Genomic DNA, 15,118 nt, shown 5'->3' on the forward strand with positions numbered 1-15,118 from the left:
TCAGGTCAAGTCGGGATCGGGAACCTGAATCACCGACAAGAACAATCCCAACTGACGGATCGCGTCGGCAAAATTCTCATAATTGACCGGCTTGGTAATATAGACGTTGCAACCCAGATCGTAACAGCGCTGGATTTCGACCTTGTCGTCGGTCGTTGTCAACACGACGACCGGCGTGCGGCGCAGCGCGCTGCCGTCGGCCTTGATCTTGGCGAGGATGTCGGTGCCGCTCATGTCAGGCAGGTTAAGGTCGAGCAACACGAGCGCCGGACCGTTGCGAACCGGGCCTTCCGCGGCATCGAACAAAAATTCGAGCGCGGTGGTGCCGTCGGTGAAGTGATGGATCTTGTTCGAGATTCCGGCGCGGCGAATATTCTTCTCGATCAGCCGCGCATGACCTTCGTCATCCTCGATCATCACGATGTTGACAGGTTGCTGATCAGGCATTTTCATCTCCGCTACGCCATTCGGTCGGCAGGCTCAGGCGAAAGGTAGAACCCTCTTCCAAGGCCGACGCCACCTCGATGGTACCGCCGAGGCGATAGGCAAGCGCTCGGGCATGCGCAAGGCCGATACCTTCGCCGGGCTGGTCTTGCTGCCCCGAACGACGGAACAGGTCGAAAATGCGTTCATGATCGCGCGGATCGATACCCCGGCCATTGTCAGTGACTTCGATCAAGGCGCGGCCCTGTTCGATGCGTCCGGTTACGTCGATCACCCCCGGTCGGCCGGGCTTGAGATATTTGAGCGCGTTTTCGATCAGGTTCGACAATATCTGCTCGACGGCCAAGCGGTCATTCACGATCGACGGCAGCGCCCCAACATTCAATTGCGTTCCCGTCTCCTGCACCCGGTGCTGCATGCTATCGGCAATTCCGCTCGCAATCGCGGTCAGATCCAGCCGTTCCGGCGCGAGCGACCGGCGACCCTGGCGCGACAGATTGAGAATAGCGTTGATCAGCCGGTCCATTTTTTGCGTCGATGTGCGGATGAAACCAATCGCTTCAGGGAGATCCTCCTCGATCGCGAGCCGCGTGGCGGCATCGGGCGCATCCCAGCCGTCGCGGTCGCTCTTCTGCAGATAGCCTGCAATGGCCTGCCGCGCGGTTTCCAGTTCGGCCGTGAACCCCATCACATTGACCAGCGGAGAGCGCAAATCGTGCGAGACGATGTAGGCGAAACGCTGAATTTCCCCATTGGCGCGTTTGAGCTCCGACGTCCTCGCGTCGACCTGCGTTTCGAGATCCTCGTTGAGAAGCCGGAGCTTCTCGCGCGAGGAGCGCAGATCTACCAGGTTGCGGCGGATCAGCAGCAAGGTCGCGACAGCCACAATGAGAATGAGCATTGCGGTGCCAACCAGCGCGGTATTGAACAGCTGACGCGTCGACCTTTGCTGCGCTTCCCGGGAGCGGAGCAAGCTGCGCTCGTCCTCGGCCATCTCGTTCACGACGACGCGCACCGACCGCACATGTTTTACCCCAGCATCGTTCGCGAACCCGTCCAGCATCGCCCGCCGCTGGGTTGCGTTGAAGCGCAAGGTCTGCCGATGATGTCGTTCATACACGTCGAGAAGCGCCTCGAGCCGCGCGACCCTCGCGCGTTGCCTGGCGTTGTCGCTAACGAGCTTGCTGAGTACTCCCAGTCGGGTCCGCGCCGCGACCAAGGATCCACTCATAAGCTGTTCAAAGGTCGGATCGCCGGTCAGCAAAAGACCACGGCGTGCCGTTTCCATTCGCTCGTTGGCGCTTGCGAAGCCGTTGAGGCTCGCCTCGACCGAGAGGGTATGCGCAACGAGCCCGGAATCAGCCTCATTCTGGCGCTGGATCCAGAATGACGCGGCCGCGGCGGCAAGCAGCGCCGCAAATCCTATAGCAAGCATGACAAGGATGAGCCGGCTCGCCCGGTGATCTTTGCCGAGGGCGGAAATCTTGGCTGAATTCATTGCGCTATGCACCCTCCAGCTCCCTGCAAACCGACAGCTGGCAACCCTTGCCTCGTAGCTTGCGCAAGAGCAAGCATCAGCGGTGAAGGAGTCCCCCCTCTCGGCCTAGGACGCCTTGCCTGACGCCTGTGCCGCAGAACACAGATCATTCTTCAAAACATTATAAACACGTACGCGGGGAACCACCGCCGAGGGCAAAAGTTGCTCTCTTTCTTCCCGTGCCTAGTCGAGCCTTGCGTCATCAACCTTGCCGAGGAGTCTCCGCCGTGCCCAAACAAATCCTCGTGGTAGAGGACGATCCGCTCGTTTCCCTGATGCTCGAAAATTACTTGGAAGCGTTGGGCATCGAGGTCGCCGGGTGCGCCGAGGATGTTGCGGCGAGCTTGCACAAGATCGCAACACTGACAATCGACGCCGCTCTGGTCGATATCCATCTTGCAAATGGTCAGACCAGCGAAGCTGTGATCGCCGCTCTGAAGGCCGCGGACATTCCGTTCCTCGTCATGACCGGCGGACCCTTTCACTTTGCTGAGGCGATGGTTGCCGAAGCGCCGGTGCTCACGAAACCCTTCACCCTCGCCCAGCTCGAGCGAGAGCTCGACCGAATTTGATCTATCCCGGAGCTGTGAAATAGGCATGAAAAGCCGGCGCGAGAGCACTGCCTCGCCGGAGGCTACAAGCTTAAACCGCGATGCCCCATGCAGAGTGGACGCACTGCCTAGAACCGACGTCCGAAACGGTCGCGGCGATGTACCGCGGCGACCTGTTTTGGTTTTGTCCCCCGCAGTGCTGAAATTGTAGGATAATGCCAAGCAGCTGGCAATTTACATCCTTGTCAGTTGCACGGTGAATGTCTGCCGCATTCGCAATCGGTTGATGTCGCCGAGACAATCCCCCGCCAGCCCGCTGGTCAATCTTCAATCAGACCGGCGCGAATATTCCCTGCCTCAATCAGCAATGCGCTGGCGCGCGTTCGCGCGTCGGCGCTGCCGGTTTTGGCGGCATATTCACGGAAACGGCAGGCACGCTGATCAAGATAATCCGCAATACGATCGGCGTCCGACAGTCCATTATGCCCGCACTTGTCCACCTTTGTCCTCACTGTTGCTACCGAATCGCTTGCACCGATGTTCCACTAATGTTCTCATATGTCCAGCATGACTCGTCAGCTCGTCAATCCAATTAGCGACCTTTTCGATGTCGCGTGCCGGCATCATACCGTCCAGGTGTCATGCCGGTGCGGGAACGTCGGCATCTTCGACCCGCACGCACTGTGGTATCTGTTCGAGCGCAAAGGTTGGAACGATCGGCTGCCCGAGGTGCGCAAGCGCATGCGGTGTCTGCAGTGCTATTACTCCAAGCGGAAGCGGACACTCGCGACGCTGGAACTCGTGAACGTCGATCACACACGGCAGTTGCCAATGCCGTGCTCCATTGAGTGGAAACGGCAGCTACGTCGACGGCGGTAAGGCTCAGTCGGCGAGGGTTTCGTCTTCGATCGCCGCCGTGATCATGCGGTCCCAGACGTCGGCGTCGCCCACCGCAATCATGCGGCCGCTCGGTTCGCGCAAAGTGCGAAGCACGGCAAGCGCGGCGGGCGCATAGTCGGGCCACAGATCATCGACGGCGGCGCCCGCCGACCCCATGTCGCCTTCGGCATTGCGGCTGAGGGCATGGCCCGCCAGCACGCGCGCCACCCGCTCGACCGGTGCCGTCTTGGCGGCATCATATTCGCTGACCATTTTGCGTCTCCTTCGCATGCCGAACGCTGGCGCATCGGCCTGGTTGCCGATTGACAGCTCGTGCTGGCGAGGCATGATTGCTGCGTGTGCAATCTCTACACCAACAAGAGCACGGTTCAGGAAATGGCGGCCCTGTTCAGGACGTCGGCGACCTACGGGTTCAACGCGCCGACCGATGTTTATCCGCAATATCCCGGCATCGTTGTGCGGGAAGATCAGGGCCAGCGCATCCTGCAACAAATGACCTGGGGCTTTCCGCGGCACTCGGTGAACAAGCGCACCGGAAAGCCGAACAAGCCAACAGCGACCAACAATGCCCGCGACGACAAGCTGTGGACGATCTGGCGGCAATGGTTCACCAATCCTGCTCGGCGGTGCCTTATCCCCTTTACGTCGTTCGCTGAGGCCGAGGGCAAGCCCGGCCAGATGACCCGCACCTGGATCAGCGTTGAGGATCAGCCGATCGCCGCCTGGGCGGCGCTATGGCGCCCGACTGTAGAGTGGGGCGATGCCTATACCGGGGTCATGGTCGATGCGACCGAGGAGCTGTTTCACATTCACGACCGAATGCCGGTGATCTTGCATCCCGAAGCGCACGAAGCCTGGCTTCGCGCCGACGCACAGGAAGCGATGGCGCTGGTGACTCAATACCCTGCAAACCAGCTGGCCGTCGAGCGCACCTCAGAACCTTGGTTCGCCCGAAAAGTACAAGTTTCGGACGGCCCGACACTCATCTAATACCGACTTTCGGCCAATGCACCACAGCGTCGATGGGCCGGAGAATAGCGTATTGCTGAAATGCAATTCGCCTTCCATACCAGCGCCTTCTTAGGGGAGGGGTCATCATGAAAGCTTTGTTACGTGCCGCGCTTGCGGCCGCTATCGTTGTTGCGCCTGCAGCTTATGCGCAGGAGCCGGTCGCATTGCCGGCTGCGCCACCTGCAGCTGCCGTCATTGCCGAGGCGCCAACGACGAATGCCGTACTGCGCGCTGGCACGCCCGTCGTGCTGCGCATGATGGAAGAAATTACGACCAAGAAAAAAGCCGCGCGTGTCGGTCAGCGCTTTATGATGGAGGTTGCCGAACCCGTCCACGTCAACAACGTGGCAGTCATTCCGGCCGGTACCCCGGCGTGGGGCGAAATTACCACCGTGCGCAACAAAGGCATGTGGGGCAAATCGGGCAAGCTCGATGCGCGCGTTCTTTATCTGCGCGCCAATGGTCGCCAAATCCGGCTGACAGGGACATTCGATGACAAGGGCGTAACCGGCACTGGCGGGGTCGTCGCCTCGGTCGCGCTTATCCCGCTCGCAGGTTTCTTCGTCACAGGCACGAGCGCGGTGCTGCCTAAAGGCGGCAATGTCGGCGCATTCATCGATGAAGACGTGGTCTTGGCTTTTGAGAACGTGGCCGTAGCGCCGCTCGCGGTTCCTGTATCGGCGGCGCCGATGACGGTACCCGTGGCGGTAAGTCCGCCAGCTGCCATCAAACCTACCGATGCACCCGCCCCGACCGGCGGCTAACCCGGCCAACTGAATCTACCCGAGTGAGGGGCGCTGGATCTTGATCCTGCGCCCCTCTGTCTTTTGCAGGCCACTTCTGGTCAAAGGCTGTCGGCTTTAGGGCAAGGATCGAAACGAGCGGCCGCTGGAGCGGTACGCGGATCCGGTGCAACGGCTGGCTGCCGATTGCGGGCTAAGCCTGTGGCAAGATACCCGGCTAAACCGCGATACTGCTATGGTGCGGCTTCGATTGATGCGACTTCGTCGGTGTGAACCAGGAAGGACGTGACCTGTGCGGGTCCGAAAGCAGTGGTGAGCGCGGTATCTGTCGCGTCGCGGCCGCGCGCCATCAGGATGCGGCCGATACGCGGGCGATTGTGGCGCGCATCATAGGTGTACCAGTCGCCGTCGATATAGACGTCGAACCACGCAGAAAAGTCCATCGGCGCATCGACCGGCGGAATCCCGATATCGCCGAGATAACCGGTGCAATAGCGCGCCGGAATGTTCATGCAGCGACAGAGTGTGATCGCGAGATGGGCGAAGTCACGGCATACGCCCTGCTTTTCTTGATATGCGTTCCAGGCGGTCTTGTCCGAGCGCGCATGTTCATAGCCGAACTTGATATGATTGTGGACGAACGCCACGATCGCCTCGACGCGGTCACGCGCCGACGCGATTTGGGCGAATTCGGCCCAAGCAACGCCCATCAAGCGGTCGGTCTCGCAATAGCGACTGCCGAGAAGATAGATGAGGATGTCGTCGGGCAGTTCCTCGACCGGCGTTGGCGGCGCGTCGGGAGCGCGGGCATCTTCGAGACCGCTATCCTCTACGACGAAATCGGCTGCCAGGGTAACGCCCCCCGCTGGGACGGTGAGCCGGGTGCAGATATTGCCGAAGCTGTCCTCATAATTGTAGATCGGAATGACGGGTGCCGTCTCAATCTGCTGCGGCGTCTGGAGGTCCTTTTGCCGCGACGGATGGATGCTGAGCATAGCCATCATTGGCGTAGGGCTCGCAGTCTCGAAGCGTATTTCATATCCAGCCCTGATCAGCACGTTTCGCTATTCCTTCGTTTGCCGACAACGCGGCTGTTGGTGGCTCCACCTGTGTCGGGAGATGCATCGCTGTCGCGTTCGCTTCCGAGCTGTACATCGACGGTGACATCCATACCGATGTAGCTGGCCGGAAAACCGCTCCAGCTGCCCGACAGGGGGGCGGCCTGATACGGGTCGCGCGCGATGGCGACACGAACGAGGCCGCGACTGCCGACGATGCCGTTGGTCGGATCGAATTCAATCCACCCAGATCCCGGCAAGAAAACGCGCACCCATGCGTGGGTATTGCCGCCCCCGACGCGCCCTTCGCTGCGGCTCGGGTTATAGACATATCCCGACACAAACCGCGCGGCGAGACCCAGCGCACGGACAGCTTCGATCATCAGCACCGCGAAATCGCGGCAGGTCCCCTGGCGCAAGGTCAGCGTCTCGATCGGCGACTGGGTGCCTTTCTCGTGCCGGGGCACATAAGTGAAGCTGCGCTTGATCGTCGTCGCTATGTCGGTGAGCAGCGCGAGCGTATCAGTTGGCCCATCTTTGCGGAGGAAATTATTCGCCCATTGGTCGATCACACGTCCGACATCGAGATATTGGCGTTCGATCGATCGCAGCAGATCGGGCATGTCCTCCGACGCGTAGGTGAAGGGAAAGCGGCGCGCATAGTCCTCAATATCGATCTGCTCGCGCTCGAGCGGGGCATGATCGAGGGTCATCTCGCTCACTACCTGTAGCGCCTTCGCGCGCGTATCGAACAGCGCGACTGCAACCGAATTGCCGAGCACGTCATGCAACCATCGCAGTTCGCAGGGATGTGGACATATATGAAGCTCGGCTTTCACCAGACGCTGATCGAAGCTTTCGCGCGGCCGCATCATGATCCGGTGCTCGCCAAAAGCGACGGGCTGCCGATAGGCATATTTGGTGGTATGTCGGATCGTTAGGAGGGGCATGGAAGGCTTTCGTGATGACGCTTTCTGACGACCCCCTCCTCGGGACGGCCGACCCTGCGGCGGCTCAGGTCTTCAACGCTGGCGGGCAGTCTCCGTTCCTTATCATCGGCGATCACGCCGGAAATGCGATCCCGCACCGACTGGGGGCGTTGGGCCTGACAGCGGCCGACCGCGCCCGGCACATCGCTTGGGACATCGGCGTGCATGATCTCGGGAGGGCGCTTGCCGAAGCCTTCGACGCACCTTTCATCTTTCAACGCTATTCGCGGCTCGTCATCGACTGCAACCGCGACCCCGCGCATCCCGACGCCGTGCCGGCCGTCGCGGACGGCAGCGTAATTCCAGGCAATGCCGGGCTCATGCCCGGCCAACTTGCTGCCCGGGTCGCGGCAATCCATGCGCCCTATCATGAGCGGATCGCGGCCGAACTGGCCCGGCGCGCAGACGAAGCGCGGCCGACGATATTACTGGCCGTCCACAGCTTCACCCCGATGCTCGGTGGCACGTCGCGCCCTTGGCATGCGGGCATCCTCCACGACGGCGGCGACACGCGCTTCGCCAAGGCGCTGCTCACAGCGCTCGGCGCGCACCGTGATCTCGTCGTGGGCGACAACGAGCCCTATCGAATGGATGCCACCGACTACAGCGTGCCGCGCCACGCCTACGCGGCCCGCCTTCCCTATGCCGAGATTGAGATCCGGCAGGATCTTCTCGCGGACGCGGCCGGCGTGGCATCGTGGAGCCGGACGCTCCGCTCCGCGTGCGAGACGGTGCTCGATCACACCGCAACCACAAGCCCAACATTCTAGCGACATCCACGGGGAACGCTCTCGATTCCTCCGGCGTTGAGACACCTGCGGCGCAGTGCGACGCGTAATTCTCGGCGACGACAGGATGATCCAGGATGAAGGCGCAGATTCTTCCGAACGGTGGCTTCATCAACCGCAGCAGCCTCGAGGACATGCGAGCGTGGTCGGACATCCTTGGAGCGCTACAGGTTGAAATCCTCGTCGCGGTTGCTGCGGTAGGACCTTGGCACCACGATGTCCGCTCTTACTTGCAGCAGAAGTTCTGCTTTTCCAGCCGCGAGCCCGCACCCGAACTCGAAATGGTCCTCCCAGAGACCAGCAGTCTGGCTGCTTGATGCGATTGATTGGTCTCGTCGATCGACACCCCACCACCAACTTTTCAAACCAAAGCTATGTCGGCCCGCGCTCCGGTGTTCTTTTGGCGCTGCTGTACAATTATCGGTCAGGCCACGACGCTATCCGCGCCGGGCGACCCAGGAGAGCTCTTCCTTTCAGGAAAACAGAGATCTTCATCTGACACCCGCCCGATTTCGATCGGGCGGGTGTCTTTTTTTACGATCCGCTCGACGCTAGCTCGAACAGTTCGTCTCGCTGCAATTGGTGGTTAGCCGACTAATTGGGCTTTTTCAGTTCGACACGAAGCAAACGAAAAGGAGCAGTGCCAAGATTTTGTACGGCATGGGCCTCTTGTCGTGGAACCCAGATCGCAGCCGGTGGAGCGCCCGCAGGTAGCTTCCTGCGGCCAGTCTCGACCATTTTGCCGTCACGCCATGCGTAGCTGATATCGATGGCGGGCTGAGCCGATTGGATGTGCAGCACGCTGGGCCAACGATGCTCATGCACCGCCTCGGTCTCGCCCGGCGCCACTTCAACCTGCAGCACGCGAACCTCGTCATTTTCAAGAACGATCCGATGGTTAGCGGGTGCGGCTACGACCGCGTCAAGATCGGGCGCGGCTTCAGCCTGCACCGCCGAAGCGAATATTGCTATTGCGATCATCAGCTTCAAAGGCAGTTCTCCTCGACGAGCACAATGTCAGATACGGTGACCATCCGATAGTGGCCGATTTCGGACCGTCCCTTATAAAGCAGAACTAATCCTTACCGGACATTGTGCCGCGCGAGGTTCTCGATCGCCACGGGCGGAATCCGGGGCCCTAAAACTCGATTGAGGCGGACGCCTTGTACGTCCGTGGGGCGCCTTGCAGCAGGTCGGGGCTGAAGATTTCGAAGGCCGATGCCCAATACCGCTTGTTGGCGACGTTATCGACGCCGAAACGCAGCGTGAGCGGCTTGTCGCCGACCACCGCGACATAGCGCGCGCCAAGATCAAACCGTGTCCATGACGGCAGCGAGAGCGTATTCGACTGGTTCGCCGCCTGCTCGCCGGTGTGAACGATGCGGCCGGTCAAAGTCAGGGCGGGCACGAAGGGCAGGTCCCATTCGATATTGGCGTTGAGCAAATATTCGGGGACGCCTGGCGCATCATTGCCGTCGTTGATCCCGTCGAGCGTGCGGCGCAGCTTGGCATCGATGATCGAGCCCCCTGCGATCAGGCGCAGCCCCGGCGCGAGTTCGCCGTCCAAGCTGAGTTCGACCCCCTTGTTCCGCTGTTCGCCGTTGAGGCCATAGACGACCTGCCCCGGATTCGCAGGGTCAGCGATCGCACCGGGACGTGGGCGGTCGATCTGGAAGGCGGCAAGCGAGGCGTTAAAACGGCCGAAGCTGTATTTGGCGCCGAGTTCATATTGTTTGGTCTTGACCGGCGCAAACACGTCGCCCGCATTGGTGACCGGAAAGGCGCCGACGGTTGTTGGAGCAGCGTCCGGCTTTTCGAAACCTTCCATGCGGTTGGCATAGAAAGCGAGGCCATCGGCGGGCTTGACGACGAGGCCGAAGACCGGGGTGACCGCATCCTCATCGTACGTATCGGTTAGCGCGCCGCCGAAATGGCTGTAGCTTTTCTGGCGGATCGACTGAACGCGCAGGCCAACGGTGAGGAGAATGCGGTCGTTCCAGAGGCCAATCGTATCCGATGCAAAAGCACTGAGCAGGCGGGTGCGGCTGACCGGAAACGGGTCGTCGAGGTCGCCGCCGACCAGCGCCGAAGCCGGAATCGGCACTTCGACGGCGTTGTAAAGGTTGGTCGCATAGCCCGCAAAACCGGGGCCATAGAGAAAATCATAGGCGTTGCGGTTCACCTGCCAGTTCATCGAACCGCCGAAATTGATCTCGTGCGTGACCGCGGTGCCGAGCTTGACACGCAGCCCCGCCTGCGCCGCTTCATTATTGTCGGTGCGCGGAACATACAGCGCGTTGCCGGTCGCCGCGCCGGTGACAGGGTTGTTGACGGTGATGCCACCATAGATGCCGTCCTCCATGCCGTCGCGCGCACCAAAGCTGGCGTAGATCATCGCATTGTCGGCGACGTCATATTCGGCCTTCACGATCCCAAAGACGTCGCGCATTTCGGTGTAGGTCCAGGGCTGGGCATAGTTGGCGTCAGCGTCGGGCACCGCGGGAATGGCGTTGACGCCAAAACCGAGTGCGACCTTGTGCCGAAGGCCGCGTACCTTGACGCGCTGATAAGCGAGGTCGAGCGACAGGCGCAGCGGGCCATGGGTGTAATCGAGCGCGCCGCCCAAGGTATACGCGCTGCGGAACTCGCCATCGATCGACACATCGCCGCTACGCGCGACGCCGTTGACGCGGACGCCCCATTCGTCGCCACCGCCGAAGCGCCGCGCCACGTCGAAGCTGCCGCCGATATGTTCGTCGGAGGTGTAGTTGACCGTCGCGCGCGTGAGGTCGGCGCGCGCCCGCTTGGGGATCAGGTTGACGCTGCCGCCAAGGCCCGAACCACCCGGCGCCGCACCGTTGATAAAGGCGCTCGACCCGTTGATCACCTGCACCGAATCGTACAGTTCGGGAGCAATCAGCTGGCGCGGGGCGATGCCGTAAAGCCCGTCGAGCCCGACATCGTCGCCCGCAAGCGCGAAACCGCGGATCACGAACAATTCGGCCGAATTGCCAAACGCAAAACCGGTGCGCACCGAGGGATCGTTTTCCAGCAGCTGGCCAAGCGTCTGCGGCTGCTGGTTCAGGATCAGTGCCTCGCTATAACTTTTGATCGTTAACGGCAGATCAGCGGCGGGTTTGTCGCCGAACACGCCACCGCTGCCGCCGCGGGTCACCTCGGTCTGGTTCATCCGCTGGGCGGTGACAACGATGTCGCTGCCGTTGCTATCCTGCGCCATTGCCGGGGCGGCGACGGCCAAAATCGTTGCGGCGCTGGTCAGCCCGAGCAGGCTGCGGATGGAAAGCTGGGTCACGAACGGGTCCTTTGGAATCGATTGGTTGAATATATCAGCTGCGGCGGGCGCGCATCGCCCAGCCGACAGCGAGAACGGGAATCGCAAGCGCGGCCCATGACGCAGCATCGCGCAGTCCGTCGCCGGTCAGTGCGATAACGAGTCCAGCAATGCTGGCGAGCGCGAGCAGCAGCGGGACGGCGAAAATCGCACGAAGGCCGCGGCGCTTGCTCATTCGGCAGGTACGATCCGGCCGCCGCTTTCGACCTCGCGCACCAGCGCATCGGTTCCAGCGCGGCGCTTGCCGAGCCAGAGATAAAGCCCCGAGCCGAGGACGATGGTCGTGAACAGCGTCAGGATCGCCCACAGGATTTTGAGCGGCAGCCCGCCGTAATCGCCGAAATGCAAGGGCTGCGACAGCGCCAGCGCTTTCACATACCAGGGCATCGGCCGCGCGTCGGTGAATTCCCCGGTTTCGGCATCGATCAATGCCGAGGTGAGCAGCCGTTCGGTCAGCGGCGTGTCGCCCTGAAAAAACACCGCATAATGATGCTGGCTGCTGAACGCGCCGCCGGGAAAGGCGATGAACTGCGGATTGTTGCCGGGGATTTCGGCCCGGGCGGCGGCCATCGCCTTGTCGATCGAACCGTAGCGCGCGGGCGGCACCGCGCCCTTCCCCGCATAAGTCTTCGTCATGTCGGCAAGCTCGGTCCGCTGCCAATATTGGAAGATCGGGGCCGCGAGCGCGTTGATCACCCCCGTCGCCCCGACGACCGTCATCCACGCGAGCGCCACGATCCCAAGCAGATTGTGATAATCGAGCCATTTGACGCGGCGGCTGCGCGTCGTGCGCAGCGTACCGAAGTCGAGCTTGCGCATGAAGGGCGCGTAGAGGACGACCCCCGAGACGATCGCGATCACGAAGAACAACCCCATCAGCCCAAGGAACAACATGCCCGGCAGGCCGAGAAACATATCGGTATGGAGCTGTAGGATGAAGTGCATCACCCCGCTCTCGTCAACCGCGCCGGTCTTGGCGCCGGTCGAGCGATCGAAGAGCTGGATCGTCATATCCTCGGCGGGCGAGTCCGGCCGCGGCGCCGTGGTGATCGTCATCGACGGCTGGTCGTTGTCGAACGCCATAAACACCGGCACTTCGCCCGGACGCGCAGCAAGCGCCTTGGCGAGCATTTCGTCGAGCGGCCTCAGCCCCGGCGCTTCGCCCGACGAGCCGACACCGGGCATGCCAAACTGCGGCGCATCCTCGGTCAGTTCGTCGATCTCGTGGTGAAAGATCAGCGGCAAGCCGGTAACGCACAGCATCAATAGAAAGGCCGTGCAGACGATGCTCGTCCATTTGTGGATCAGGAACCAGGTCTTGATCGTCGATCGCTGCATGCCGGAATGACTCGAATGTTAATGCGAAGTATTATCATCGACGCCCATAGGGCGATCGCATCGCATTGGCAAACGATACACGTCAGGCAAAAATCAGCACGCTGTCCGCTTTAGAAGTCAATCGTCGCCGACAGCTTGAACGTCCGCGGCAGCCCCTGCAGCAGCGCGGTACCAAAGCTGTTGAAGCCCGAGGCCCAATAGCGCTTGTTGGTGACATTATCGACATTGGCGCGCAAGGTGACCGGATTGTCGCCGACTTGCAGCACATAGCGCGCGCCGAGATCGAAGCGGGTCCAGGTCGGCAGTTCGAGCGTGTTGGTCGCGTTCACCATCTGGCGCCCGGTGTGAACCACACGGCCGGTCAGCGTCAGCGCAGGTGCGAAGGGCAGATCCCATTCGACATTCGCGTTGATCGTATAATCGGGCACGCCCGGCGCCTTGTTGCCCTCGTTGATCCCGCCCGCGGTGTTGGCAAGCACGGCGTCGTTGACCGACAGGCCCGCGATGATCCGCAATCCCTTGACCGGTTCGCCGTCGATCGCGAGCTCGAAGCCGCGATTGCGCTGTTCGCCATCGAGCGCGAAGATATCGGTCGGCCCGCTCGTCGGGGTCGGGGTGATCGGGCGCACGAACGCGCTCGGCTGTTCGATCTGGTAGAGCGCGAGCGAGGCGTTGAAACGCCCGAGACCCAGCTTCGCGCCCAGCTCATATTGCACCGACTTTGCCGGCGGGAAAATTTCATTGGCGTTGATGACGTTGCCCAGATTGGGCGCCGCCGGACCCTGCAACAACCCTTCGATGCGGTTGGCATAGAGCGAGAGGCCGGTGACGGGCTTGACGACCAAGCCGAACACCGGGGTGGTCGCCGACTTGTCATAGGCTGCGGTGACCTGTCCCTCGACGAAGTAGGAATAGCGCGTGACCTTGATCGTCTGGCGGCGCAGCCCCGCCGTGAACAGAATGCGGTCGTCCAACAGGCCGATGGTGTCCGAGACAAAGAAGCTGGTGAAGCGATTGCGCAGCACCGGGAACGGATCGTTCAGATCGCCGCCGACCACGGTGTTCGGTCCCGGCTGCGGCACCGGCACGGGATTATAGATGTTGGTCGCGAACGGAAAATAGCGCTGATACGCATTGCGGCTGACCTGCCAGACCTTTGATCCGCCGACGTTGATCTCATGACTCATCCCGGCAAATTCGAACTTGCCCCGCAAGCCCACGTCGCCCGCTTCATTGTTGTCGGTGCGCGGCGTAAACTGGGCATTGGAACCGGTCGCAGCGCCGGTGACGGCGTTGGTCACATCGACAGCGTTGATCGCGACGCTCTTTTCCGATCCGTCGCGCGCGCCGAAACTGGCGTAGAGCATGACATTGTCGGCCAGGTCGAATTCGCCGCGGATCGTCCCGAACAGGTCGCGCTGGGTGCCATATTGCCATTGCTGGGCATAGTTGGTCTTGGCGCCGGGAACGCGCGGGATCACCGTCGAGACCCCGACCTTGTGGCGCAGCCCGCGCACATGCATGCGCTGGAACGCCAGGTCGAGGAACAGCCGCGCCCGCTCGCCCTGCCAGTCGAGGCTGGTGCCGAGCACATAGGCGCTGCGAGATTCGCCATCGACGCTGAGCTCGCCGCGCCGCGCTGCGCCATTGACGCGCACGCCCAGCGCGCCGTCGGCGCTGCGACGGGCGACGTCGAAACTGCCGCCGAAATGTTCGTCGCCGGTGTAGTTCAGCGTGACGCGGTTGAGGTCGCGGTCGCCCGCCCGCTTCGGGATGACATTGACACTGCCGCCGACCCCCGACCCGCCGGGCGCGGCGCCGTTCAGGAAGGCGTTGGCGCCGTTCAGCACTTGCACCGTCTCGTAAAGCTCGGGCGCGACCAGTTGGCGCGGGGTCAGACCGTACAGGCCGTTGAAGCCGACATCGTCGGAGAACAGGACGAAGCCGCGCATCACAAAGACCTCGGCTGCGGTGCCAAAGGCGTTTGACGTCCGGATCGACGGATCATTTTCGAGCACCTGCCCCAGGCTTTGTGGCTGCTGGTTCAGGATCAGCGCGCTGTTGAAGCTTTTGACGACAAACGGCACATCTTCGGCGGCTTTATTGCCGAGCACGCCGACGTTGCCGCCGCGCGCAACCTGCGTCTGGTTGGCGCGCTGCGCGGTGACGATGATGCTGTCGTCAGCTTCGCCAACCGGCTCGCTCGTCTGCGCCAAAGCCGGCTGCACGGCAGCGCAGGCAAGCACAGCGGCAGACAGCGCAATACCCGAAACGGCACGGCGAAAACGAGGCAGCATGATAATCCCCCAATGGTTAAACGACCAAAACACGTCAGAGTCGTCGTTCAGCGGCGATGATCGCCCGTGCGGAGATGGATGGGGGAACTCCATTCCGTTTTAGCTGTCGA

General features: G+C 61.8%; 16 protein-coding genes. 5 read left to right on the plus strand and 11 right to left on the minus strand.

Annotated elements, in window-relative coordinates; genetic code table 11:
* Positions 1–447, minus strand: coding sequence for a response regulator (locus tag VGN68_RS00925; protein ID WP_327473076.1), 447 nt, complete (start codon positions 445–447; stop codon positions 1–3).
* Positions 440–1,879 (minus strand): sensor histidine kinase, encoded by a 1,440-nt coding sequence (locus tag VGN68_RS00930; RefSeq protein WP_327472975.1) that lies wholly within the window; start codon positions 1,877–1,879, stop codon positions 440–442. The genes VGN68_RS00925 and VGN68_RS00930 overlap by 8 nt, the downstream gene beginning before the upstream one ends.
* A 329-nt stretch (positions 1,880–2,208) precedes the next feature.
* Here VGN68_RS00930 and VGN68_RS00935 point away from each other — a divergent pair, with 329 nt between their 5' ends.
* Entirely contained in the window at positions 2,209–2,553 is a 345-nt protein-coding gene (locus VGN68_RS00935) for a response regulator (protein WP_327472976.1), read from the plus strand.
* A 299-nt stretch (positions 2,554–2,852) separates the two neighbouring features.
* Here the strand turns inward: VGN68_RS00935 and VGN68_RS00940 are convergent, their stop codons facing one another.
* Together VGN68_RS00940 and VGN68_RS00945 are read right to left on the minus strand one after the other, a co-directional pair.
* Positions 2,853–3,032: a hypothetical protein gene (locus VGN68_RS00940; RefSeq protein WP_327472977.1), complete on the minus strand. Its 180-nt coding sequence runs from the start codon at positions 3,030–3,032 to the stop codon at positions 2,853–2,855.
* Between the two features lie 382 nt (positions 3,033–3,414).
* Positions 3,415–3,684, minus strand: a complete 270-nt coding sequence (locus tag VGN68_RS00945; protein ID WP_327472978.1) for a hypothetical protein — start codon at positions 3,682–3,684, stop codon at positions 3,415–3,417.
* A gap of 84 nt (positions 3,685–3,768) precedes the next feature.
* Here VGN68_RS00945 and VGN68_RS00950 point away from each other — a divergent pair, with 84 nt between their 5' ends.
* On the plus strand, positions 3,769–4,422 hold the full coding sequence (locus VGN68_RS00950; protein WP_327472979.1) for an SOS response-associated peptidase: 654 nt from the start codon (positions 3,769–3,771) through the stop codon (positions 4,420–4,422).
* A gap of 107 nt (positions 4,423–4,529) precedes the next feature.
* Positions 4,530–5,207, plus strand: coding sequence for a hypothetical protein (locus VGN68_RS00955; RefSeq protein WP_327472980.1), 678 nt, complete (start codon positions 4,530–4,532; stop codon positions 5,205–5,207).
* Between the two features lie 212 nt (positions 5,208–5,419).
* Here the strand turns inward: VGN68_RS00955 and VGN68_RS00960 are convergent, their stop codons facing one another.
* Complete coding sequence (locus tag VGN68_RS00960) at positions 5,420–6,244, minus strand: transglutaminase family protein (RefSeq protein ID WP_327472981.1); 825 nt, start codon at positions 6,242–6,244, stop codon at positions 5,420–5,422.
* Positions 6,238–7,194, minus strand: a complete 957-nt coding sequence (locus VGN68_RS00965; RefSeq protein ID WP_327472982.1) for a transglutaminase family protein — start codon at positions 7,192–7,194, stop codon at positions 6,238–6,240. Before VGN68_RS00965 ends, VGN68_RS00960 begins: the two co-directional genes overlap by 7 nt.
* Before the next feature lie 14 nt (positions 7,195–7,208).
* Here VGN68_RS00965 and VGN68_RS00970 point away from each other — a divergent pair, with 14 nt between their 5' ends.
* On the plus strand, positions 7,209–8,003 hold the full coding sequence (locus tag VGN68_RS00970) for an N-formylglutamate amidohydrolase (protein ID WP_327472983.1): 795 nt from the start codon (positions 7,209–7,211) through the stop codon (positions 8,001–8,003).
* 95 nt (positions 8,004–8,098) lie between these two features.
* Positions 8,099–8,338, plus strand: coding sequence for a hypothetical protein (locus VGN68_RS00975; RefSeq protein WP_327472985.1), 240 nt, complete (start codon positions 8,099–8,101; stop codon positions 8,336–8,338).
* Positions 8,339–8,615: 277 nt separating this feature from the next.
* Here the strand turns inward: VGN68_RS00975 and VGN68_RS00980 are convergent, their stop codons facing one another.
* The 5 genes from VGN68_RS00980 to VGN68_RS01000 form a co-directional block, all read right to left on the minus strand.
* Entirely contained in the window at positions 8,616–9,011 is a 396-nt protein-coding gene (locus VGN68_RS00980; RefSeq protein ID WP_327472987.1) for a hypothetical protein, read from the minus strand.
* Between the two features lie 148 nt (positions 9,012–9,159).
* Complete coding sequence (locus VGN68_RS00985; RefSeq protein WP_327472989.1) at positions 9,160–11,334, minus strand: TonB-dependent receptor; 2,175 nt, start codon at positions 11,332–11,334, stop codon at positions 9,160–9,162.
* A gap of 34 nt (positions 11,335–11,368) precedes the next feature.
* Positions 11,369–11,548: a hypothetical protein gene (locus VGN68_RS00990; RefSeq protein ID WP_327472991.1), complete on the minus strand. Its 180-nt coding sequence runs from the start codon at positions 11,546–11,548 to the stop codon at positions 11,369–11,371.
* Entirely contained in the window at positions 11,545–12,711 is a 1,167-nt protein-coding gene (locus VGN68_RS00995) for a PepSY-associated TM helix domain-containing protein (protein ID WP_327472993.1), read from the minus strand. Before VGN68_RS00995 ends, VGN68_RS00990 begins: the two co-directional genes overlap by 4 nt.
* A 110-nt stretch (positions 12,712–12,821) precedes the next feature.
* The gene (locus VGN68_RS01000) at positions 12,822–15,008 is read right to left on the minus strand and encodes a TonB-dependent siderophore receptor (protein WP_327472996.1); all 2,187 of its coding nucleotides are present in this window, start codon (positions 15,006–15,008) and stop codon (positions 12,822–12,824) included.
* Between the last annotated feature and the right edge of the window lie 110 nt (positions 15,009–15,118).

The sequence above is a fragment of the Sphingopyxis sp. genome (assembly GCF_035998965.1).
GTDB lineage: Bacteria > Pseudomonadota > Alphaproteobacteria > Sphingomonadales > Sphingomonadaceae > Sphingopyxis.

Excerpts from the sequence above, each read along its gene's own strand:
- VGN68_RS00925 (WP_327473076.1), bottom strand. The coding sequence starts at position 447 with ATGCCTGATCAGCAACCTGTCAACATCGTGATGATCGAGGATGACGAA.
- VGN68_RS00930 (WP_327472975.1), bottom strand. The coding sequence starts at position 1,879 with ATGCTTGCTATAGGATTTGCGGCGCTGCTTGCCGCCGCGGCCGCGTCA.
- VGN68_RS00945 (WP_327472978.1), bottom strand. The coding sequence starts at position 3,684 with ATGGTCAGCGAATATGATGCCGCCAAGACGGCACCGGTCGAGCGGGTG.
- VGN68_RS00955 (WP_327472980.1), top strand. The coding sequence starts at position 4,530 with ATGAAAGCTTTGTTACGTGCCGCGCTTGCGGCCGCTATCGTTGTTGCG.
- VGN68_RS00965 (WP_327472982.1), bottom strand. The coding sequence starts at position 7,194 with ATGCCCCTCCTAACGATCCGACATACCACCAAATATGCCTATCGGCAG.
- VGN68_RS00970 (WP_327472983.1), top strand. The coding sequence starts at position 7,209 with ATGACGCTTTCTGACGACCCCCTCCTCGGGACGGCCGACCCTGCGGCG.
- VGN68_RS00975 (WP_327472985.1), top strand. The coding sequence starts at position 8,099 with ATGAAGGCGCAGATTCTTCCGAACGGTGGCTTCATCAACCGCAGCAGC.
- VGN68_RS00990 (WP_327472991.1), bottom strand. The coding sequence starts at position 11,548 with ATGAGCAAGCGCCGCGGCCTTCGTGCGATTTTCGCCGTCCCGCTGCTG.
- VGN68_RS00995 (WP_327472993.1), bottom strand. The coding sequence starts at position 12,711 with ATGCAGCGATCGACGATCAAGACCTGGTTCCTGATCCACAAATGGACG.
- VGN68_RS01000 (WP_327472996.1), bottom strand. The coding sequence starts at position 15,008 with ATGCTGCCTCGTTTTCGCCGTGCCGTTTCGGGTATTGCGCTGTCTGCC.